The organism is Sulfitobacter sp. SK012 (genome assembly GCF_003352085.1).
Classification (GTDB): domain Bacteria; phylum Pseudomonadota; class Alphaproteobacteria; order Rhodobacterales; family Rhodobacteraceae; genus Sulfitobacter.
In genome coordinates, this window is the sequence record NZ_CP025804.1 from 3,691,918 (window position 1) to 3,712,741 (window position 20,824).

At 55.8% G+C, this 20,824-nt stretch carries 25 protein-coding genes; 16 read left to right on the plus strand and 9 right to left on the minus strand.

Annotated elements, in window-relative coordinates; genetic code table 11:
* The first annotated feature begins 19 nt into the window (after nt 1–19).
* The 4 genes from rimO (at nt 20) to trhA (ending at nt 2,932) form a co-directional block, all read left to right on the plus strand.
* Complete coding sequence (gene rimO / locus C1J03_RS18005) at nt 20–1,405, plus strand: 30S ribosomal protein S12 methylthiotransferase RimO (protein WP_114887842.1); 1,386 nt, start codon at nt 20–22, stop codon at nt 1,403–1,405.
* 180 nt (nt 1,406–1,585) lie between these two features.
* The gene (locus C1J03_RS18010) at nt 1,586–1,867 is read left to right on the plus strand and encodes a hypothetical protein (RefSeq protein WP_114889073.1); all 282 of its coding nucleotides are present in this window, start codon (nt 1,586–1,588) and stop codon (nt 1,865–1,867) included.
* 39 nt (nt 1,868–1,906) lie between these two features.
* The gene (locus tag C1J03_RS18015) at nt 1,907–2,275 is read left to right on the plus strand and encodes a thiol-disulfide oxidoreductase DCC family protein (protein WP_114887843.1); all 369 of its coding nucleotides are present in this window, start codon (nt 1,907–1,909) and stop codon (nt 2,273–2,275) included.
* Between the two features lie 48 nt (nt 2,276–2,323).
* Complete coding sequence (gene trhA / locus C1J03_RS18020) at nt 2,324–2,932, plus strand: PAQR family membrane homeostasis protein TrhA (RefSeq protein WP_114887844.1); 609 nt, start codon at nt 2,324–2,326, stop codon at nt 2,930–2,932.
* On the opposite strand, the gene C1J03_RS18025 is transcribed toward trhA, so the two are convergent.
* Nucleotides 2,894–3,268: a YigZ family protein gene (locus C1J03_RS18025; protein WP_114887845.1), complete on the minus strand. Its 375-nt coding sequence runs from the start codon at nt 3,266–3,268 to the stop codon at nt 2,894–2,896. The genes trhA and C1J03_RS18025 overlap by 39 nt on opposite strands.
* A gap of 103 nt (nt 3,269–3,371) precedes the next feature.
* Here C1J03_RS18025 and C1J03_RS18030 point away from each other — a divergent pair, with 103 nt between their 5' ends.
* Nucleotides 3,372–3,668 (plus strand): CBU_0592 family membrane protein, encoded by a 297-nt coding sequence (locus C1J03_RS18030; protein ID WP_254694090.1) that lies wholly within the window; start codon nt 3,372–3,374, stop codon nt 3,666–3,668.
* Here the strand turns inward: C1J03_RS18030 and C1J03_RS18035 are convergent.
* Nucleotides 3,665–4,381: a M48 family metallopeptidase gene (locus C1J03_RS18035; protein WP_114887846.1), complete on the minus strand. Its 717-nt coding sequence runs from the start codon at nt 4,379–4,381 to the stop codon at nt 3,665–3,667. The two genes, C1J03_RS18030 and C1J03_RS18035, sit on opposite strands and share 4 nt — an antisense overlap.
* Nucleotides 4,382–4,505: 124 nt before the next feature.
* Here C1J03_RS18035 and C1J03_RS18040 point away from each other — a divergent pair, with 124 nt between their 5' ends.
* The 11 genes from C1J03_RS18040 to C1J03_RS18090 all read left to right on the plus strand — a co-directional run bounded on the left by C1J03_RS18040 (nt 4,506) and on the right by C1J03_RS18090 (nt 13,903).
* Nucleotides 4,506–4,736, plus strand: coding sequence for a hypothetical protein (locus tag C1J03_RS18040; RefSeq protein ID WP_114887847.1), 231 nt, complete (start codon nt 4,506–4,508; stop codon nt 4,734–4,736).
* Between the two features lie 347 nt (nt 4,737–5,083).
* A complete protein-coding gene (locus C1J03_RS18045) occupies nt 5,084–5,539 on the plus strand; it encodes a universal stress protein (protein WP_114887848.1) in 456 nt (151 codons plus the stop codon).
* A 149-nt stretch (nt 5,540–5,688) separates the two neighbouring features.
* On the plus strand, nt 5,689–6,249 hold the full coding sequence (locus C1J03_RS18050) for a NifU family protein (protein WP_114887849.1): 561 nt from the start codon (nt 5,689–5,691) through the stop codon (nt 6,247–6,249).
* A complete protein-coding gene (gene tsaB, locus C1J03_RS18055) occupies nt 6,242–6,853 on the plus strand; it encodes a tRNA (adenosine(37)-N6)-threonylcarbamoyltransferase complex dimerization subunit type 1 TsaB (protein ID WP_114887850.1) in 612 nt (203 codons plus the stop codon). Before C1J03_RS18050 ends, tsaB begins: the two co-directional genes overlap by 8 nt.
* Complete coding sequence (locus C1J03_RS18060) at nt 6,850–7,290, plus strand: GNAT family N-acetyltransferase (protein WP_114887851.1); 441 nt, start codon at nt 6,850–6,852, stop codon at nt 7,288–7,290. The genes tsaB and C1J03_RS18060 overlap by 4 nt, the downstream gene beginning before the upstream one ends.
* Before the next feature lie 139 nt (nt 7,291–7,429).
* The gene (locus C1J03_RS18065; protein ID WP_114889075.1) at nt 7,430–8,425 is read left to right on the plus strand and encodes a BMP family lipoprotein; all 996 of its coding nucleotides are present in this window, start codon (nt 7,430–7,432) and stop codon (nt 8,423–8,425) included.
* Between the two features lie 2 nt (nt 8,426–8,427).
* The gene (locus C1J03_RS18070) at nt 8,428–10,044 is read left to right on the plus strand and encodes an ABC transporter ATP-binding protein (protein ID WP_114887852.1); all 1,617 of its coding nucleotides are present in this window, start codon (nt 8,428–8,430) and stop codon (nt 10,042–10,044) included.
* A 1-nt stretch (nt 10,045) separates the two neighbouring features.
* The gene (locus C1J03_RS18075; RefSeq protein WP_114887853.1) at nt 10,046–11,164 is read left to right on the plus strand and encodes an ABC transporter permease; all 1,119 of its coding nucleotides are present in this window, start codon (nt 10,046–10,048) and stop codon (nt 11,162–11,164) included.
* A 4-nt stretch (nt 11,165–11,168) separates the two neighbouring features.
* On the plus strand, nt 11,169–12,140 hold the full coding sequence (locus C1J03_RS18080; RefSeq protein WP_114887854.1) for an ABC transporter permease: 972 nt from the start codon (nt 11,169–11,171) through the stop codon (nt 12,138–12,140).
* 87 nt (nt 12,141–12,227) lie between these two features.
* Nucleotides 12,228–13,142 (plus strand): sulfite exporter TauE/SafE family protein, encoded by a 915-nt coding sequence (locus C1J03_RS18085; RefSeq protein WP_114887855.1) that lies wholly within the window; start codon nt 12,228–12,230, stop codon nt 13,140–13,142.
* Nucleotides 13,142–13,903: a TIGR02186 family protein gene (locus C1J03_RS18090; protein ID WP_114887856.1), complete on the plus strand. Its 762-nt coding sequence runs from the start codon at nt 13,142–13,144 to the stop codon at nt 13,901–13,903. Before C1J03_RS18085 ends, C1J03_RS18090 begins: the two co-directional genes overlap by 1 nt.
* Nucleotides 13,904–13,906: 3 nt before the next feature.
* Here the strand turns inward: C1J03_RS18090 and C1J03_RS18095 are convergent, their stop codons facing one another.
* The 7 genes from C1J03_RS18095 to C1J03_RS18125 all read right to left on the minus strand — a co-directional run bounded on the left by C1J03_RS18095 (nt 13,907) and on the right by C1J03_RS18125 (nt 20,816).
* Nucleotides 13,907–14,605, minus strand: a complete 699-nt coding sequence (locus C1J03_RS18095) for an SDR family oxidoreductase (protein WP_174234477.1) — start codon at nt 14,603–14,605, stop codon at nt 13,907–13,909.
* Nucleotides 14,605–16,143, minus strand: coding sequence for an ATP-dependent DNA helicase (locus C1J03_RS18100; RefSeq protein WP_114887858.1), 1,539 nt, complete (start codon nt 16,141–16,143; stop codon nt 14,605–14,607). The genes C1J03_RS18095 and C1J03_RS18100 overlap by 1 nt, the downstream gene beginning before the upstream one ends.
* Before the next feature lie 41 nt (nt 16,144–16,184).
* The gene (locus tag C1J03_RS18105) at nt 16,185–16,820 is read right to left on the minus strand and encodes an acyl-homoserine-lactone synthase (protein WP_114887859.1); all 636 of its coding nucleotides are present in this window, start codon (nt 16,818–16,820) and stop codon (nt 16,185–16,187) included.
* Between the two features lie 108 nt (nt 16,821–16,928).
* On the minus strand, nt 16,929–17,648 hold the full coding sequence (locus C1J03_RS18110) for a helix-turn-helix transcriptional regulator (protein WP_114887860.1): 720 nt from the start codon (nt 17,646–17,648) through the stop codon (nt 16,929–16,931).
* A complete protein-coding gene (locus tag C1J03_RS18115; RefSeq protein ID WP_114887861.1) occupies nt 17,587–17,802 on the minus strand; it encodes a hypothetical protein in 216 nt (71 codons plus the stop codon). Before C1J03_RS18115 ends, C1J03_RS18110 begins: the two co-directional genes overlap by 62 nt.
* Nucleotides 17,803–18,018: 216 nt before the next feature.
* Entirely contained in the window at nt 18,019–19,299 is a 1,281-nt protein-coding gene (gene ccrA, locus C1J03_RS18120; protein WP_114887862.1) for a crotonyl-CoA carboxylase/reductase, read from the minus strand.
* Between the two features lie 113 nt (nt 19,300–19,412).
* Nucleotides 19,413–20,816 (minus strand): 1-acyl-sn-glycerol-3-phosphate acyltransferase, encoded by a 1,404-nt coding sequence (locus C1J03_RS18125; protein WP_114887863.1) that lies wholly within the window; start codon nt 20,814–20,816, stop codon nt 19,413–19,415.
* Nucleotides 20,817–20,824 lie beyond the last annotated feature (8 nt).

A 20,824-nucleotide genomic window follows, 5' to 3' on the forward strand; every position in this document is an offset into this window, starting at 1 on the left:
CTTGCCCTATAGGCGGCACATGAGCACAAACCCACCAAACCTCCGCCCGGATCTCGCACCAAAAGTGCGGCTAGATAAATCGTCGCCCAGTGACCGCCCCGGCCAGCCAACAATCGGCATGGTGTCGCTTGGCTGTCCCAAGGCGTTGGTGGACAGCGAACGGATCCTGACGCGCCTGCGCGCCGAAGGCTATGCGATTTCGCCAGATTATGCGGGTGCAGATGCGGTGATCGTAAATACCTGCGGTTTCCTCGACAGTGCCAAGGCCGAAAGCCTTGATGCGATTGGCGAGGCGCTTACAGAAAATGGCCGGGTGATTGTGACAGGCTGCCTAGGTGCAGAACCCGATTATATCACTGGCGCGCACCCCAAGGTGCTCGCGGTCACAGGGCCCCATCAATACGAACAAGTGTTGGACGCGGTCCATACCGCTGTGCCGCCTTCTCCAGATCCCTTCATCGACCTGTTGCCAGCACAGGCGGTCAGCCTGACGCCACGACACTACAGTTACCTCAAGATTTCCGAGGGCTGTAACCACAAGTGCAAATTCTGCATCATCCCTGACATGCGCGGCCGCCTGCAATCGCGCCCTGCCCATGCTGTGCTGCGCGAAGCCGAAAAGTTGGTGGCGGGCGGGGTCAAAGAACTGCTGGTGATCTCTCAAGACACCTCGGCTTACGGCGTTGACATCAAACATGCCGAAGACCGTGGCCACCGGGCGCATATTACCGATTTGGCCCGTGATCTGGGGTCTTTGGGTGCTTGGGTGCGGCTGCATTATGTCTACCCTTACCCCCATGTGCGGCAGTTGATCCCGCTGATGGCCGATGGCCTTGTGCTGCCCTATCTCGATATTCCATTCCAGCACGCGCATCCTGATGTCCTCAAACGTATGGCCCGCCCCGCCGCCGCGGCCAAAACGTTGGACGAAATCGACGCTTGGCGCGACATTTGTCCGGATCTGACCCTGCGTTCTACTTTTATCGTCGGCTACCCCGGCGAAACCGAGACCGAATTCCAGACATTGCTTGATTGGATGGACGAAGCGCAACTCGATCGTGTCGGGTGTTTTCAGTACGAGAACGTCGCGGGCGCGCGCTCCAATGATTTGCCCGATCACGTCGCCGCTGAGGTCAAACAAGAACGCTGGGACCGCTTTATGGAAAAAGCGCAAGCCATCTCTGAGGCAAAGCTGGCCGCAAAGGTGGGCAAAGTGATGGACGTTATCATCGACGAGATTGACGACGAAGCAGCGACCTGCCGAACCAAAGCGGATGCCCCCGAGATCGATGGGAATTTGTTTATCGATGAAGGGTTTGAAGGGCTGTCAGTTGGCGACATCGTCACGGTCGAGGTTGAAGAAGCCGGCGAATACGATCTTTGGGGTGCTGTGAAAAAACCTTAGATGGCGCTGTAATTGTGCCAAAATAGCCTACCCCTTGAAAATGTTCCCGTTCTGTTCTATATTGTTGATAGCGAATAGAACGGAGTGCATCTCATGTCTTTCCAACCACAGTTTCCCGGTATTTTTTCCTCGGCCCAAGGCGCGCGGCCGGTTCAGGACGACTTGCCACTGGCCCAGCCAATGCCTGCGACCGAAAAGCAGATGAGTTATGCACGGGTGCTTGCAAGTAAATCAGGCACGCCTTTGCCGCGCGGGATCGAACGTGATCGGGCGGCATTATCGGCATGGATCGATGCGCATAAAACTCCAGCACCTCAGGGGCGGTTTTCGAATTACCCCTCCTCAAAGCAAGTTGCCTTTGCCGAGCGTATTGCACGGGTTAAACGCCGCGACGTGCCGCAGGAGTGCTTTCGCGATAAAACCATGATGTCACGTTGGATTGATAGCAACAAACCGCGCTGAGCACTGTCGCTGCGCGGCTTGCGCACTATGTGGCGTAATATGAACAAGCCAACGGACGTCCTTTATAATGCCTCCTGCCCAGTGTGCCGGCGCGAGGTCGATCACTACGCCAAGCTTAGCGCTCAGGCGGGGTTACCCATCACGTATGATGATCTCGATGATCCGGTCCAGCTGGCAAAATGGGGCATCAGCGCTGAGGATGCGGCAAAACGGCTGCATGTCCGCCAAGACGGTCAGGTTTATGCGGGGCTGCCCGCCTTCATCGTACTTTGGCGAGAAATCCCGCGCATGCGGCGCATTGCGAAGTTCTTTGCCCTGCCGGGTGTGAACCGCGTTGCAGCTTGGGTCTATAATACATTGCTGGCCCCGGTCCTTTACCGCATGCACCTGCGCCGCTCGCGCGAATGACGCAAGGTTAGCAATGATCAAACAGTGAAGGGATGCTAACTCAATCCTATGGGGTATCCTTTTTCCAAAGCTGAAACAGTCGCCGATGGGGCGGTACACGCCGCTGGGTTGGCTTTTGCTATTCCAGCGACCGCGCTGCTGGTGATGAATACAGACAACACATGGGCCGTGCTGCTTTATGGGCTGTGCATGGTCGGTGCCTTTGCGGCATCCGCGATTTATCACATGTCGCCGATTGACCGCACACGACCCTTGCTGCACCGCCTTGACCACGCCGCGATCTATTTCAAAATTGCCGGCACTTACACGCCGCTTGTCGCGGTTATCGGCTCCGGTTTTGCCTACGGCATCCTTGGAATTGTCTGGGCGCTGGCACTGATCGGCGCGGTGGCAAAGCTTTGGTTCTGGAAAACCGATGCGCGTGGATCGCTGGCTCTCTATTTGGGGATGGGTTGGCTTTCTGTTCTGCTGATCGTTCCGATGTGGAAAAACCTGCCCGGAACCGCGCTGTCTTTGGTAGTGGCGGGCGGCTTGATCTATTCGCTGGGTACCATTGTCTATGCACGCAAGTCGATGCCGTTTCATAATGCGATTTGGCACGGATTTGTGCTGATTGCGTCAATCTGCTTTTTCGGAGCCATCGCGCTGAGCGTCTAAGTAGGCGCGCACGCAGGTTTGGACATGGCGAAACCGGTCACCACCCAAATGTTTGCCACCGTACCACCGCGTGACCACGATCAAATGATCCAGAAGGTCTTCGCGTTCCAGCATCCGAATTACGATCATCCCCGCACCGGATTCGCCGTCATCAGCTTTGATCCCGCCCCCCTGTGACAGCACCGCCGCCCAAGTATTATGGGTGGCCTTGGCATATGCCTTGTCGCGTCGCAGCGATTTGACGGCAGCATCAATGCTAGCGCGGTCGCGGACGGGGCATCCAGACACCGCATATTTGCTGCCTTTGTCGGTCAAAATGACCCCAAGTTTACGCATGGTAAGGAATACCCCACTTGGGTCCGCGCGGCCCTGCGCGTAGCGTTGAGAGATTATACGGACCTGCTTTTTTCAAATAAATTTTAGAGATGGATTTTTCTCCATGAGCTTTATGCTTTTTCCGCATGCGACGGCCGAGATGATCGGCATCACCGGGTTTGCGCTCTATGTGACGACCTACACCCTGCTCACCCTGCGGATAATCTCGGGGAACTCGGTCAAGTATTTCTGCATGAACCTGTGCTCGTCCAGTTTTGTGCTGATCGGACTAACGTCCAGCTTCAACCTTGCCTCGGCCCTTATTCAAACGTTCTGGATCAGCATGTCGCTTATTGGTATTGCAATCCGCTTGATGCGACCGACGGTGCCTCAGGTTCCACATGCAAACGTTGGGGCCTAAAGCCCAGCGACCGTGCGGCGCACTGTTTCAAGCCGATCGCGGTTGGGTGGATGTGTGCCTAAAAAGCGGTCACCCGGATCGGGAATGCGGGTAAAAAACTCTGCCCCGCGCAGCGGCTGAAAGCCTGCGCGCGCGGTGATGATCGTTCCTAGTGCATCTGCCTCCAACTCAAAATCCTTGGAGTAGCTGCGCGCACCTACCTGTGCGCCGAGCTCTTGAGCAGAGCGTATCGTGTTTGCATCGCCCCCGCTGAGGGTTGCAAGCCCGGCAAAGATGACAGCCCCCGCAACAGCATTTTGCTGCTGGCGACCGATATGGCCTGCGATGTGATGCGCCGCTTCATGGCCGAGAACAAAGGCCAGTTCATCCTCGTTGCGTGCATCCTCAATCAGCGCCAGCGTAAAGGCGATAACCGGACGGCCACGTTTATCAAGCGTCTGATAAGCGTTGGCAGGTTGGCCGGGGCGGTCATCAACGACGATGTAGAAATCGCAGTTGACCCTCGAGGTGCGTGCACGGCACTCCCGCTCCGCCACAGGCTCAACCAATTGAACCACGCGCACAAAACTACGTGCCGCTTGATTTGCCGTAAGCGTGGGCCCAGACAACTTCGGCGCACCCGCAGGCCCGCCTTGCGGCGCAGAGACAGTTGTAACTTCGCAGGCCGCCAACAAGACAACGGCCGCAAGTGTGCCAAGCGTGCGAATGAACATCTGGGGCTCCTGTCCCGAAAAATAACTAACAATAGTTCTAGCACGCTGGGCGTTCAGGGCCACCCCGAACACGCCACGTTGACCAAGCGCTTGCGCCGGTTCCCTGATGGGCTAAACTTGTACCATGTTTACCATAGAGCACGAATTTGACGCCACTGTGATCACGTTGATCGACGAAGGCACCACACCGCTTCGCGAAGACGTGAGCGTGCACGCTTTTGCCTCCTCCATCACGCTCGAGCAGTGGGACCCGCGCAATGACAAAGTAGATAAGATCACTCTGTCCCCCGAGCAATTACGGGATTTGGCAGCCGCCTTGGACCTCCCTGAAGGCATCTACCGCAGCAAGCCTTGAGCGGCCTTAAATTCCAAAACTTACTGGTCCCTTCATGCTATCCGGCAAGAAGGATCGCGTTTTTACACCCTGTGCATGACGGTGACCTCGCTGTGCGCGAAAACCAAAGGGTAGGTTGATCAATAGCCATAAAGGGCTGACCCAATACTCCGGTTCAGCATTCGTTCGGGTCCGCCAGATGTATCAAACGCTCGGAGGCGACGCTTCGGGGTGTCGCGGCAAGTATTTGGATGATGCCGCGTCCATCTGCTAAATTTACCGACTGAACCTACAAAAGCTAATTGCAACGGCGCGCATCCCCCGCCATGATCTGCAAGCCGCGCTGCGGCCTGAATTGGAGAAAACCCATGCGTAAGTTTCTTGTGGTGCTTGATGACAGCCGAGAATGTCTAAACGCGATGCGATTCGCTGCGATGCGGGCGTCCAAGACCGGCGGCGGGGTCGAAGTCCTGGCGGTGATCGAGCCTGATGAGTTCAATCACTGGATTGGCGTTAGCGATTTGATGCGCGCCGAGGCCCGCGAACGGATCGAGGTCCATTTCGAAGTTTTTGCCAAGTGGATGCGCGATCGGCAGGGCATTGATCCTGAACTCGTCATTCGCGAAGGCAACGCCGCAGAAGAAATAATGGCTCAAATCGCTGAGGACACAGAAATCGGTGTGCTGGTTTTAGGGGCTGGAACCGATAAGAAGGGTCCAGGGCCGCTGGTTACGCAACTGACACGCAATGCAGGCACCCTGCCCGTTCCAATTACAATTGTGCCCGGCGACCTCAGCAAGGAACGTCTGGAAGCTATTACGTAGGTCGGCCTTGATGGTGCTTTTGTAAGGCTCTGAAACGGCTGATTTACGCGTTTAAGGTGACCACGACAGCAATTTAGAACGCTTCTAAACCTTGACTTGAGCCGTGGTAATCCGCATATCAATAGGGAACGCTGCCAAGGAGGCTTGTGATGTTTATTCAGACCGAATCCACCCCAAACCCGGCCACACTAAAGTTTCTGCCGGGGCAAACTGTTCTTGAAATGGGAACGGCGGATTTTCCAGCACCTGAAGCTGCGGTCAGCTCGCCTTTGGCGACACGACTATTTGCTGTTGATGGTGTGAGCGGTGTGTTCTTTGGCACCGACTTTGTGACCATCACCAAAGCTGAAGGCATCGAGTGGGATCACCTAAAGCCAAGCCTTTTGGGTGCGATCATGGAGCATTTCCAATCTGGTCAATCGGTCATGGCATCTGGTCACGAACATACATCAGGTCACGCGGATCATGACGGTGAAGACGGCGAAATCGTTGGTCAAATCAAAGAGTTGCTCGACAGCCGAGTACGCCCTGCGGTTGCACAAGACGGCGGTGATATCACGTTTCATGGATTTGATCGCGGCATCGTGTACCTGCACATGCAGGGGGCTTGCGCGGGATGTCCCTCATCAACGCTCACCCTCAAGATGGGTATTGAGAACCTGCTGCGCCACTATATTCCAGAGGTGACAGAGGTGCGCCCTGTTGCCTAATACTCCTTTGGTTTTGGCGTTTGATACATCGGCCGCGCATTGCGCGGCCGCTTTGCTTTTGGGCGAGCAGATTTTGGGTCAGTCACAAGAAGAGATGGCAAAGGGTCAGGGCGAGCGCTTGTTGGCGTTGTGCGGTGAATTACTAAACACTGCGGGTAAAGAATGGGCAGACCTTGATGCGATTGGTGTCGGTATTGGACCCGGTAATTTCACGGGCATCCGCATTGCAGTCTCTGCTGCGCGTGGGCTCGCTTTGGGATTGGACATACCAGCCGTTGGGGTCAACGCGTTTGACGCGCTGCGCTTTGGCACCGAGGGTCCGTGTGTGTGTACCGTTGACGCCCGGCGCGAAGACGTGTTCGCCCAAGGTTTTGAAATTCCAATTCTTTCCGATCCGTCGCTTGTTCCCTTCACCGATATTCCGCCTCATGACGGCCCACTTATCGGCGCGCGTGGAGAGGCCCCTAAGCATCTCACCGCCGTCGCGATCGCATATCTGGCTGCACAGCGGTTTCACAACAATCCTGGGCGGCCCGCACCGCTTTACTTGCGGCCGGCGGATGCGGCACCGGCACGCGATGCGCCACCTGTGATTGTGTCATGACGCCCAATGAAATGGCGCGTATCTATGCCCTAGCCTTTGCGCATGACCGGCCTTGGCATCCGGCCGAGTTCTCTGACTTGCTCGCAAACCCCTATGCAATGGCGCATGAAGTCCCGCATGGCTTTGCCATCACGCGCACGGTTGCTAGAGAATCAGAGCTGATCACAATTGCTGTGGATCCGGCCCATCATGGCTCAGGTTTGGGCAGAAAGTTGATGATTCAATGGCTAGAGCACGCAGAAAAACACGCGGACTTCGCTTTTCTTGAGGTCGCAGCGGATAATTCCACGGCAACCAAACTATATACCACATCTGGCTTTGAGATCACCGGCACCCGCCGTGCCTACTATACCCGGCAAGACGGGCCCGCGGTCGACGCTTTGCTGTTAACGCGTGCGTTTACCCATGGTCAGGCACCAGATAACCCTCCCTCCTAGACAGAATCCGGTTGACCCGGCGGCGTGGCTGCGCCCTACTTTGGCGATGATCGCGCATCACTTTTGTGCGACCGGGCAAACCGCGCTGATTTTTGATCTGGGCGGCACTTGCCCCAACATTAAAAACTGGGAGAGATTTATGACTCTGATGACAAAACTTCTTGGTGCCGCTGCTGGCATCGCTCTAAGTGCTGGCGCTGCCATGGCAGACCCTGCCCTGATCTTTGATCTGGGTGGCAAATTCGACAAATCCTTTAACGAAGCAGCCTTTGCCGGCGCGCAGCGTTGGTCAGGGGAAACTGGCGGGAAATTCGCCGAGATTGAGATTCAGTCCGAAGCACAGCGTGAGCAGGCTCTGCGCCGCTTTGCCGAATCCGGTGCGAACCCTGTTGTGATGACCGGTTTTGCGTTTGGCGATGTGCTGGGCCAAGTTGCACCAGACTATCCTGACACCGATTTCGTGATCATCGACATGGTTGTGGATCAGCCCAACGTCCGTTCTGTTGTGTTCAACGAGCATGAAGGTTCGTACCTTGTTGGTATGATGGCTGCTGAAGCGTCCAAGACTGGCACTGTTGGTTTCATCGGCGGCATGGACATCCCATTGATCCGTAAATTTGCTTGCGGCTATGCCCAAGGCGTAAAAGCGGTGAACCCTGATGCAACCGTGATTGCAAACATGACGGGCACAACGCCGTCCGCTTGGAATGACCCCGTAAAAGGCTCCGAGCTGACCAAAGCGCAGATCAGCCAAGGTGCTGACGTGGTTTATGCTGCTGCCGGCGGTACAGGCGTAGGCGTCCTGCAAACAGCTGCCGATGAAGGCATCTTGTCAGTCGGCGTGGACAGCAACCAAAACCACCTGCACCCAGGCAAGGTTCTGACGTCAATGCTCAAGCGGGTTGATAACGCTGTTTACCAAGCAATGACCGATGGTCCAGGCATGGAAAAAGGCTTTAACGTCATGGGCATCGCCAATGGCGGCGTCGGCTATGCGATGGATGAAAACAACGCGTCTCTGGTGACAGAAGCGATGCAGGCATCCGTTGATGCAGCCGCAGCCAAGATCGGCTCCGGCGAGCTGGAAGTGCACAACTACATGGCAGACGATAGCTGCCCTGTCTTGAGCTTCTAAACGTGGCTTTGAACAAAACATCGGGGCAGGCGGAGACGCCTGCCCCAGCAATTGAACTCAAAGGCATCTCAAAAGCCTTTGGCCCTGTACAGGCGAACAAGGATATTTCGATCCGCGTTATGCCCGGCACAATCCACGGCATTATTGGCGAAAACGGCGCTGGAAAATCCACGCTGATGTCGATCCTTTATGGCTTTTACAAAGCCGACGCAGGCGAGATTTTTATCGCAGGCAACAAGGCAAATATCACCGACAGCCAAGCCGCGATTGCAGCGGGCATCGGGATGGTGTTCCAGCACTTTAAACTGGTCGAGAATTTTACGGTGCTTGAGAATATCATTCTGGGTGCCGAAGACGGAAAGCTACTGAAACCATCGCTCGCCAAAGCGCGGCGCACGCTTGTCGAATTGGCCGATGATTACGGGCTGAACGTGGACCCTGACGCGCTGGTGCAAGACATCGGCGTTGGCATGCAGCAGCGTGTTGAAATCCTCAAGGCGCTTTACCGGCAAGCCGATATTCTGATCCTTGATGAGCCCACGGGCGTGCTTACCCCTGCCGAAGCCGATCAACTTTTCCGTATTTTGGGGCGTCTGCGTTCCGAAGGGAAAACCATCATTCTGATCACGCACAAACTGCGCGAGATCATGGAAACAACCGATACGGTTTCGGTGATGCGCCGCGGAGAGATGACCGCGACCGTCAAGACATCCGAGACATCGCCCGCAGAGTTGGCTGAGTTGATGGTCGGCCGCAAGGTGTTGTTGCGCATCGATAAAATTCCTGCGACCCCCGGCGAGGTCGTGCTGGATGTCCAAGGCCTGCGGGTTATCGACGAAAAAGGTGTGGAGCGGTTGCGCGGGATCGATCTGCAGGTGCGCGCGGGCGAAGTTGTTGGCATTGCAGGCGTTGCGGGCAATGGCCAATCAGAGTTGCTTGAGGTGCTGGGCGGCTATGAAGACGCCACGGGCCGCATCACCGTTAACGGAAAAGAAATCGATCTAACGGGCAAGCTGTCGGATGCCCAATCGCGCCGCAAACGCGGCATTGCACATGTACCAGAGGACCGTCAGCGCGAAGGTTTGATCATGGATTTCCACGCGTGGGAAAACGTTGCATTCGGCTATCATCATGATGACGCGTACCGCAACGGTATGTTGATGGACAATACTGCGATCAAGGAAGACACCGTCGCCAAGATGGAGCGGTTTGATGTGCGCCCGCCTAACCCGAAATTGGCGGCCAAGAATTTCTCGGGCGGCAACCAACAAAAAGTTGTTCTTGCGCGTGAAATTGAACGCAATCCCGACTTGCTATTGATTGGCCAGCCGACACGCGGCGTGGACATCGGAGCGATTGAATTCATCCACCAGCAAATCATCGCTCTGCGCGATCAAGGCAAGGCCATCTTGCTGGTCAGCGTGGAGCTAGAGGAAATTCTGGCACTATCTGACCGCATCGCAGTGATGTTTGACGGGCAGATCATGGGCATGCGCCACCCTGATGAAACTGACGAAAAAGAGCTTGGTTTGATGATGGCGGGGATCACCGACACTGACGCAGTTCAAGGCGTGACAGCAAAGTCGGCGGAAGCGTCAGACGCAGGAAAAGGAGCCTGAGATGGATGTCATGCCAAAATGGGCTGAGGTTATCCTCGTCCCACTGATCTCATTGTTGCTGGCGGCGATCTTATCGGCCCTCGTCATCCTCGGCATTGGCGAAGACCCCGTTGAGGCGGTTAAACTGATGGTCAACGGCGCGCTCGGCTCGACCTATGGCTGGGGCTATACGCTTTATTACGCGACGAATTTCATGTTCACGGGGCTTGCCGTGTCCATCGCCTTTCACGCGCGGCTCTTCAACATTGGTGGCGAAGGCCAAGCGATGCTAGGCGGTTTGGGCGTGGCAATTGCCTGTCTCTACATTCCTTGGCCACATTGGTCGCTGGCGCTGGTTGGGGCCGCGGTAATGGCGGGGCTTTTTGGCGCGGCGTGGGCGGCAATTCCGGCTTGGCTGCAGGCGAAGCGCGGCAGCCATATCGTGATCACCACGATCATGTTCAATTTTATCGCGGCGTCCCTGCTGAACTACGTTCTGGTCAACTTGATGCGCCCGCAAGGCAGCATGGACCCTGCAACCGCGCGTTTTCCTGAGGCAACCAACCTGCCTACGCTCCATGATCTTCTGGCCCCATTTGGGATTGAGTTCTCTAAGGCGGCACCGGCGAACGTGTCTTTGTTGGTTGCTATGGCCGCTTGTGTCCTGTTGTGGCTGCTGATTTGGCGCACGCGGCTGGGATACGAGATCCGTGCGTATGGCCATTCGGAATCCGCGGCGAAATATGCAGGCATCTCACCGGTAAAAATCACCATGATCGCTATGATCATCTCTGGCGCGCTTGCTGGGCTGATGGCGGTGAACAATGTCATGGGCGAGGCCGAACGGCTGGTTTTGAACTCCACAGAAGGCGCCGGATTTATCGGCATCGCCGTGGCTTTGATGGGCCGTTCGCATCCCCTGGGTGTGTTTATCGCGGCCATTCTCTTTGGGTTCTTGTATCAGGGTGGGGCAGAGTTGGCCTTGTGGACCTCTATTCCACGCGAGCTGATTGTGGTGATCCAAGCCTTGGTTATCCTGTTCACCGGCGCGCTCGACAATATGGTCAGAATGCCGTTAGAGCGGATATTCCTTGCGCTGCGGCGCGCCCGTTCGTCCAAGCCTGAACGCAAGGAGGGTTGAGCAGATGGAAGCATATCTCACCCTAATCCAAGTTCTCGACAGCACCATCCGTTTGGCAACGCCGCTGCTATTGGCATGTCTTGCGGGCCTCTATTCTGAGCGTGCAGGCATCTTTGACATCGGCCTTGAGGGCAAAATGCTCGCCGCGGCATTCTTTTCGGCTGCGATTGCCTCGTTGACGGGGTCGGTCTGGTTAGGCCTGGCTGCAGGCATAACGGCGTCGGTCGCGCTCAGTGCGCTGCATGGGGTCGCCTCAATCACGTTCCGTGGCAATCAGCTGATCTCTGGCGTGGCGATCAACTTTTTGGCGGCGGGCATGACGGTTCTCATTGCGCAGCATTGGTTCAGCCAAGGGGGCCGCACGCCTTCCTTGTTTGCTGGCGGCCGGTTCGAACCCGTTACACTGCCCTTTGCTGATAGCATTGCGGATGTACCCATCATTGGCCCGCTTTATTCAGAGCTGATTTCGGGTCATTCGGTGCTGGTCTACGTCGCCTTTGCTGCGGTGCCACTCACGTGGTGGCTTCTTTACCGCACACGCTTTGGTCTGCGACTGCGCGCGGTTGGGGAAAACCCAGCTGCCGTTGACACCGCCGGCGTCTCGGTGATCGGCCTGCGCTATGCCGCGGTCGTGATCTGCGGTATTTTGTGCGGACTTGCCGGCGCATATCTCAGCACAGCGCTACAGGCAGGATTTGTCAAAGACATGTCGGCCGGACGTGGGTTCATCGCATTGGCAGCACTGATTTTTGCAAAGTGGCGGCCTTGGTATGCGCTTTGGGCGACGTTGTTGTTTGGTCTTTTCGGCGCGCTTGAAACGCGACCCGATGTTATCGAGTCGCTTACGGGCATGAAAGTACAGGGCCAGCTTTTGGGGGCCCTGCCCTATATCATGACAGTCCTGATCCTCGCCGGTTTTGGTGGCAAAGCCATTCCACCACGCGCCGGAGGCGAACCTTACGTCAAAGAAAGATAAGTCCAGATAGGGCCAACCCCTGAGTCCTCCTTGCGGCACCGCAGCATCCGTTGTTGATTTTGAAAGGAGCCCCCGCTAACAGGGGTCATGCAAATATACCTGCCCATAGCCGAAGTGTCGGTGAATGCCTTTCTCCTCCTGGGGTTGGGCGGCATTGTGGGCATTTTGTCTGGTATGTTCGGCGTGGGCGGCGGGTTCCTTATGACGCCGCTGCTTTTCTTTATTGGCATCCCTCCAGCGGTCGCAGTGGCGACAGAAGCAAACCAAATCGTTGCTTCGTCCTTCTCCGGTGTTCTTGCGCATTTCAAGCGAAAGACGGTGGATCTCAGGATGGGCACCGTGCTGTTGATCGGTGGTCTGTTTGGCGCGGCACTTGGTGTGATGGTGTTCAACTATCTCAAGGCGCAGGGTCAGGTCGATCTGCTGGTCAAGCTTTGCTATGTGGTTTTCCTAGGCGTGATTGGGGGACTGATGTTCCTCGAATCCCTCAATGCAATCCGCAACATCAAAAAAGGCAAAGTCGCCAAGCGTAAAAAGCACAACTGGATCCATGGATTGCCTTTGAAGATGCGGTTCCGCGTCTCGGGTCTTTATATTTCCGTCATTCCACCGCTGATCGTTGGTGTGGCTGTTGGTATTCTTGCTGCGATCATGGGCGTCGGTGGCGGATTTATCATGGTGCCTGCGATGATTTACCTCTTGGGTATGCCGACGAAAGTTGTCGTGGGTACATCTCTGTTCCAGATCATCTTTGTAACTGCATTCACGACGATGCTTCATGCGACGACAAACTTCACCGTTGATATCGTGCTTGCCGTTTTGCTACTGATTGGTGGCGTCATCGGCGCGCAGATCGGCACACGCATTGGCGTCAAAATGAAGGCCGAACAGCTGCGCATTTTGCTAGCGATCATGGTGCTGGTGGTGTGCGGCAAACTGGCGCTCGAGCTTTTGATTCAACCCGCTGAGCTTTATTCCCTTGGCAAAGCGGGCGGTCACTGATGCGCGCGCTAATCATCACGCTGGCGTTGATGCTGGCCTTGCCTGCGATGGCAAAAGAAGAGGTCGTATTGGGCCTGAGCAAAAACGAAGTGTCGATCACAACGAATTTCGATGGTTCGGAAATCCTGATATTTGGCGCGGTAAAGCGCGAACAGGCGATCCCAGATGGCCCGCCTCTGGAAGTCATTGTGACGATTGCAGGCCCATCGATGCCTGTTGTTGTTCGTCGCAAGGAAAAGCGCTACGGGATTTGGATCAACGTAGATTCAGTTGAAGTCGACCGCGCGCCCAGTTTTTATGCCGTCGTTACAAGTTCACCGCTGGAAGATATTCTGAGTGCGGTCGAAGACCAACGAAACAAAGTGTCAATTGCGCAGGCTATTCGGTCCGTTGGCGCGCCGCATGATATCGCGGACGCCGCTGCCTTTTCTGAATCGCTTATTCGTATCCGCAAGAATTCTGGTTTGTACCAAATCCGGGAGGGCGAGGTCTCGATCGAGGAACAAACGCTTTTCCGAACCTCTGTCGAGCTGCCAGCAGCCCTAACGGAAGGGGACTATCTGACGCGGATTTACCTTACACGGGGTGGTCAAGTTGTAGCGGACTACGAGACGCTGATTGATGTGCGCAAAGTCGGCATGGAGCGGTGGCTTTATAATATGTCTCGCGAGCAGTCGTTTCTCTATGGGTTGATGTCCCTGGCGATTGCGATTTCGGCCGGTTGGGGTGCTTCCGCGATCTTTGGCCTGCTGCGCCGCTAGCTTTTAGCCGCGCCCAATATACGGCATTTTTGTCGCCATCACGGTCATGAACTGCACGTTAGCGCTTAGCGGCAGCTGCGCCATATGCAGCACCGATTGCGCCGCGTGATCCACCGACATCGTATCAAGCCCCGGCTGCTTTGATTTCAGGTCCGCCACCATCGGAGATTCTGCGTTGCCGATGTCAATTTGCCCACACGCAATATCAAAAGGCCGTCCGTCCAACGACAAGGAGCGGGTCAGCCCCGTGATCGCGTGTTTGGTGGTTGTATAGCAAACTGAACTCTCACGCGGGACATGCGCGGAAATGGATCCGTTGTTAATGATCCGTCCACCCTGCCCCCGCGCCCGCATGGCCCCGAACGCAAGCCGCGCGGCGATGAACATGCCGGTCAGATTTACGCTCAGAACTCGTTCCCAATCCTCAAGGGCTACCTCGTCAATGGTCGCGGATGGGCCAAAAAGACCGGCGTTGTTAAAGAGCACATCTGGCGCACCGAACTGGTCAAATGCCGTCTTCATCGCGGTGGCATCAGTCACGTCTGCAGGTAGGGCGACGGCGCGGTCATGGCCCGCACAAATTTCATGCAATAGCTCTGCGCGCCTCGCGATCAGACCCACACGCCACCCAGTGGCCAAAAACAACTCAGCCGTGGCGCGGCCAATTCCGCTAGAAGCCCCTGTAATCAAGATTTGCGGCATCAAATTTCCTCTTCGGTATTGTCTAGCATGAGAGGTGCTGCTGGAGCGGCACGCAGGTCATCCACTGTCAATTCATAGGTCGGCTTGGCCAAACGGTTGCGCACAACCCAAATCAATCTCTCCTGCGCACGGGTAATCGCGACATACGCAAGGCGCTTCCAAAGGGGCTGTCCTGCCTCAACGCGGCCCATTCGGGCCGCACCGTATAAATCTGGGGCAAAGACCTGCACCGTGTCCCATTGGCTGCCCTGCGCCTTGTGGATCGTCACCGCAGCGCCATGCAAGAAAGTAGCCCCCATGCGCGCAGCAAAGGGAATGAAAGGCTCTTCTTCATCAGGTTTTTCGATCTTCACGATCGAGGCGGCGCTAACCTGCGGGTCTTCGGCCCCCATCACGTGCAACCGGCTGAACCCCGGCTTACGCCCTTCGCCTAGATAAATCACCTGCGCCCCCTTAATCAGCCCGCGCGCTTCCAGATCAAGACGTTTTTTGCGGTGCTTCAAAGGCAACTCAATACCGTCGCAAATCAACGGCTCGCCGGCCAACAGCGCATCTTCGGGTGCGCCATGCACGTTGCGAAACGCATTTATCAAACGGATGCGTGTGGCATTTCGCCAAACCAGCACTGGCGAGCGTGCCATCAAATCAACCTCGACCCGCTGGCCCCAAACGACGCGCTCGTCGCGCTTGGACGCGTCTTCGATCATGCGTTCAAAATCTTCAAACGTCAGGGAGGGATCCCCCAGCGCATGGGCCAGATCAAGGATCGGGTTGTCGGCCTCTTGCCGGAAAATTCGGTCGAGGTTTTTAACGCGGGTTTCTGGCAGTTTCTCAAACACCATCGTGCCTGACTGGTTCACAGGAGCCAGCTGTGCGGGATCGCCAAACAGCAGCAAAGTTGGGAATATTTCCTTGAGGTCTTGGAACTGTTTATCATCGAGCATCGAGGCTTCGTCGATGAAACCAATATCGAGCGGGTCTTCGCGGCGCTTCCAGCCGGTGATGAAATCGCTACCGCGCAAACCGGCTGCTGCAAGCGCACCAGGTATCGATTTATTGTTGGCAAAAAACGCCGCGGCGCGGTCTAGCGCCAGATCGGTCAAGCCTTCGACATCCACAGGCCGTTCACCGCTGCCCGATAACCATTCGGCAATGCGTTCGTATTCGGGGTCATAGACGGGCGTATATAGAATGCGGTGGATGGTGGTTGCGGGCACTCCGCGCAAGCGCAGAACACTCGCCGCTTTGTTGGTAGGTGCCAAAATCGCAAGCGTGCGTTTGTCACGCTTTTTGCGGGACTCGTAATCACCAGAGATGACATTAACCCCTGCCCCCTCAAGCGCCTTATAGAGCTCGGCCAACAACAGCGTTTTGCCTGAACCCGCCTTGCCGGTGATCGCCATCACTTGATCTGCACCACTGGGCGATGGGGTTAGCAGGCTGTCGTCCAGATGCACCCCCGCACTGCGCAGCATCTCGGCTACGGCGTCAAAGGCGGCGGCCTGATCATCGGAATATGTGAGGGCTATTTCGTTCATGCGGCGACCCTATGACAGGGCCGCCGGAGGGGCCAGAGGGGTTAGCCTGCCTTGGCAAAATCTTGGGTGGGTTGGTGGCCGAACGCGCGTTGAAACCAACGCGCCGTAAGGGCCGGATCAATGCCTGCGCGGATGGCCAAACGCGATTGTGACGCGTCATCAAACTCCCACAAACCCACACTTATCGCCGCCTGGCCTTCGCCGTCTGTTCCCAAAATTTCTGGGGAAGATCCTACGCGTTTACATATCCGTACCATCCGTGCATCAAAGACGCCGACGAAATGCTTGATCCCAAACCCTTTCATGATCTCACCACCACCCAGCATCAGAGCAGCCGCAACGTGCGGGCCTGCGCTGCGGGCCAGGCAGAAACGGGTACATTCCCAAATGAGCGGACTGGTTATAGGGCCACACAGCAAATGGCTGAAGTGGTCGTTTACCATGATGGGGCCGGTAGAGGGTAAAAACCGCATAGAGCCACCGTGCTGCCCTTCAGGCGTCTCCCAGATCACGTAAAGCGGGTTCATCGCGTCATATTCGTCTTGCTCATAGCCGTCGGCGCCTACGTTGACCTCCCAGCCAAGTCGCGTGTGGAATTGATCTGCGCGATCCGTGAACATTCCACTGGCAAGGCGTGGGTAGTCCTTCAATTCGTCGGCATAAAGAAATCGCAGCATCTGTTCGGCCCTCCCGGCATCCAAGTGATGCACAAAGGATTACCGGAGCGCCCTTTAACGTTGTCACAGCAGAGCGTTCGTTGGGTGCTGGTCTTGCGCAACGCGCAGTCAGACGACGATCAATCCGCGTGTAAGGGCGCGCGCAACTGCATGAGTTGTGTTCATGGCCCCGAGCTTGAACCGGGCACTTTCGATATAGACACGCAACGTGTGTTCAGAGATCGACAGCGTGTCTGCCACCTGCGCCCGGCTGTAGCCGATGGCCAAGAGCGTCATGGCATCCACTTCGCGGGGGGACAGAGGTTGCGCACTTTCGGGTTTGCGCAGCGGTTCGAACTCCAGCGCTTTTTGGTTGAAGTAATGCGCAATGAGTATGAAATCTCGGCGATGGAGTTCGCCAAACTGTTCCCATGTATCGTCGTCACATGTGGTGTTGGCGGTAAAAAGCGCGAATTGACCATTGGGGCCGCGGATCGGCACTGAGAAGCCCTGGTTGCCCAATCCATATTCCAGCGACTCTTTTTGGAAAGCACGGGCGGCTTTGCTGGACCAATCCAACCGTTTCCAATCGACAGGGTGAAATCGCTGGTAGCAGCCAAGTACTACGGGATCGATGCGCAAGAAATTCTGATCAAGGTATCGTTCCTGCCACGCGACAGAGTAGGTCCCGCAGCCGTATTGATCCCCTGCACTATCGACCCAATGATAGACCATATGGTCAATTTCGTAGAGATCCCTGAGCGCTACGATCGCTACTTGAAGAGCTTCAAGCGCGTCCGCCTGCTCCAATGTCTCCAAAATCTGTTCTGCCTGTCGATGTGTTACCATTCGTTTGAACCGCAGTCCTCTCTTCCAACGCGGCGATCTCACCCAAAGCGACGATTGCAGTGTCGTCCAATTGTTCCGCAAGCGCGGGCAAGTCGTTCGACATCGCAAAGGCGCGTAGATCGGCAAGAACGTCCAATATCCAGTCACTTCGCATTGTCAGATTCACTTTCTAATGGTTAATAGATGGTTAACACAACCCTAACATGTATTAATTGCGATAATATATTCACGCTTTTCAACTCCCCAGAAATAGTGAGGCCGTGTTTATCAAGCCATTGTTCTGATTAACCCCCAATTCTGAAACGTAAAAACCCGCGAACCGAAGAAACGATTCGCGGGGCATTGTTGCGCAGTTGGAAACAATAAAATGTTAACTGCGGGCTTCGAGCGCATCCTCAAGCGTACGCAGACCTGTCGTTGGGGCCTGCACAAGAACGGACATGTTGCCCGGCTTATGTTCGTTGCGCATCATTTTCATATGAGCCTGAGGCAGATCGGCCCAGGTGAACACCTCTGACATGCACGGGTCCAAACGGCGTTCCAACATCAGCTTGTTGGCTGCAGAGGCCTGTTTCAAATGGGCAAAGTGGCTGCCTTGAAGGCGCTTTTGATGCATCCACATGTAGCGCACGTCGAATGTGAGGTTAAAACCTGACGTGCCTGCGCAGATCACGACCATGCCTCCTTTTTTGACCACAAAAGTCGAAACCGGAAAAGTTGCTTCGCCGGGGTGTTCAAACACCATGTCGACGTTCACACCCTTGCCCGTAATTTCCCAGATCGCCTTGCCGAATTTGCGCGCCTCAGTGAACCACGTGGCATATTCGGGCGTGTTAACCGTGGGCAGTTGACCCCAACAGTTAAAATCCTTGCGGTTCAGGACACCTTTGGCCCCCAAATCCATCACGAACTGGCGTTTGCTTTCGTCCGAGATAATGCCGATCGCATTGGCCCCTGCAGTGTTGATAAGCTGAATTGCATAGGAGCCCAAACCACCTGAAGCACCCCAAACAAGCACGTTTTGGCCGGGTTTGAGGTCATGGGGTTCGTGACCAAAGAGCATCCTGTACGCCGTGGCCAAAGTAAGCGTGTAGCATGCGGATTCTTCCCACGTCAGGTGCTGTGGGCGCGGCATCAGCTGCTGACTTTGAACGCGGGTGAATTGCGAAAACGACCCATCAGGCGTTTCGTAGCCCCAGATCCGCTGGCTTGGCGAATACATCGGGTCGCCGCCGTTACACTCTTCATCGTCGCCATCATCTTGGTTGCAGTGGATCACGACCTCGTCGCCGACCTTCCAGCGCGTTACTTTATCGCCGACGGCCCAGATGATCCCTGACGCATCAGAACCCGCAATATGGTAGGGTTGCTTGTGACCATCAAAGGGGCTGATCGGAACACCAAGGGCGGCCCAGACGCCGTTGTAATTCACGCCTGCTGCCATCACGAGGACAAGCACGTCCTGGCTGTCGAGCTCTGGTACGTCCACGACCTCTTCGAGCATCGCGGTATCAGGCTCTCCGTGGCGTTCGCGGCGGATGGACCATGCATACATCTGCTTTGGCACGTGGCCCATTGGGGGCATTTCGCCCACTTCATAAAGGTCCTTTTCAGGTGCCTCGTAGGTTGCGTGTTGTGTATCCAGTGCCATGCCAGCCTCCTGCCATTAATTCAAAGTGCCGCAGCGCAGAATCGCGGCGTTCAACGCATGGAATATGTCCGAGCGCGCAACATTGCAACCTTCAAAGGCCCATTCTGGTAACTTTATGACCCTGCAGGTGCAGAAATTTCCTTTGCACCCGCAGCACCACCTGGAGCGGCATCGGATAAGAAATGGGCGATTGAGTTGGCATAGAATTGGGCCACCGACTCTTGCCCCACCTGAATCGCCCAACGACCGTCCTGCTTTTCTATGGTGCCGTGTAATTCCATGTGCTGGCAGGCGCTTGCGACATCTTCGGGTACGGCATCTTTCTGCAAGGCAAGGTTCTTTGCCGGCACCCGCGTTATCAGCTTGGCAACTTCGGCCTCTAAATCCACTGCGCTGAGCGGCCCTTTTTCCAACAACGCCGTCGCGATCAGCGGGACGCCCAATACCGGCATCGCAACTTCGATCCGGCGCATTAGGTCAAGAGATAGGGCATCAACTTTCATTCCTTGTACCGCACGTAAGGACAACGGTTCGCCAAAGGCCACAGCTGCGGAACCAAATCGCGTATCAGCGCCTCGCAACCGTCCCCAAAGCTTACGCAAGATGAAACCCACAACCACGGATATCCGCGCGCCAAAGCGGCGGTCGCCGCGCTTGTGGGCTGCGATCAGCACCCGGTCTTCGAGAACGCGGTCATAGTTAATAGCGACGGGTACAAACACGACGTCACGCTCCGCCTCGGGGTCAAAACCGTCGACCACATAAGACAACAACCCCAGTTTAGGCGGCTGCAATACCCCTGTAAGGCTCAACCCACCTTCGGGAAAAATCGCCTGATTAACCCCACCGGCTGTTGCAAGCTGAACATAGCGCGCTAGCACCTTGCGGTAGAGCGCACCCCGTGATTTGCGTCGGATGAAATACGCCCCCATCGACCGGATCAGCAGGCTTAGCGGCCAAACCCGCGCCCATTCACCCACGGCATAACTCAGCGCTGAGGTTCGCGCAGCGAGATATGTCACCAGCAAATAATCCATATTGCTTCGGTGGTTCATGACAAAAATTACAGTGGCGTCCGCAGGGATCGCGTTGAACGTCGGCTCATTCTGGTCTGACGTCTTGATACTATAGACGGAGCGCGCAAGGGCCTTGGACACGCCAATACCAAAGCCGAAATAGGCAAAGGCAGAGAAACTGGGCACGATCTCGCGCGCATAGCTTTTTGCTTTTTGAAACGCGACGTTTTCCGGAATTCCTTCGGTTTTGGCATACGCAGCTATCTCGCGGCTGACTTCTGGATCATAGATAAGCCGCTGAATCATGTCGTAGCGCCGCGCGAGTTTGAAAGGCTCAATAGGTCGGGTGAGGCGCTTATTGATCTGAGTGACGGCACGTTCCAGCCTGCGGCGGAAAAACCAACGAACAGATGGCAATAGAAAATGGCTCAAGGCGGTGACGGCCGCAAAAAGCATGATCAAGATAAAGAGCCACAGTGGAAGCTGAACGGTCTGCGTCATAAGCTATA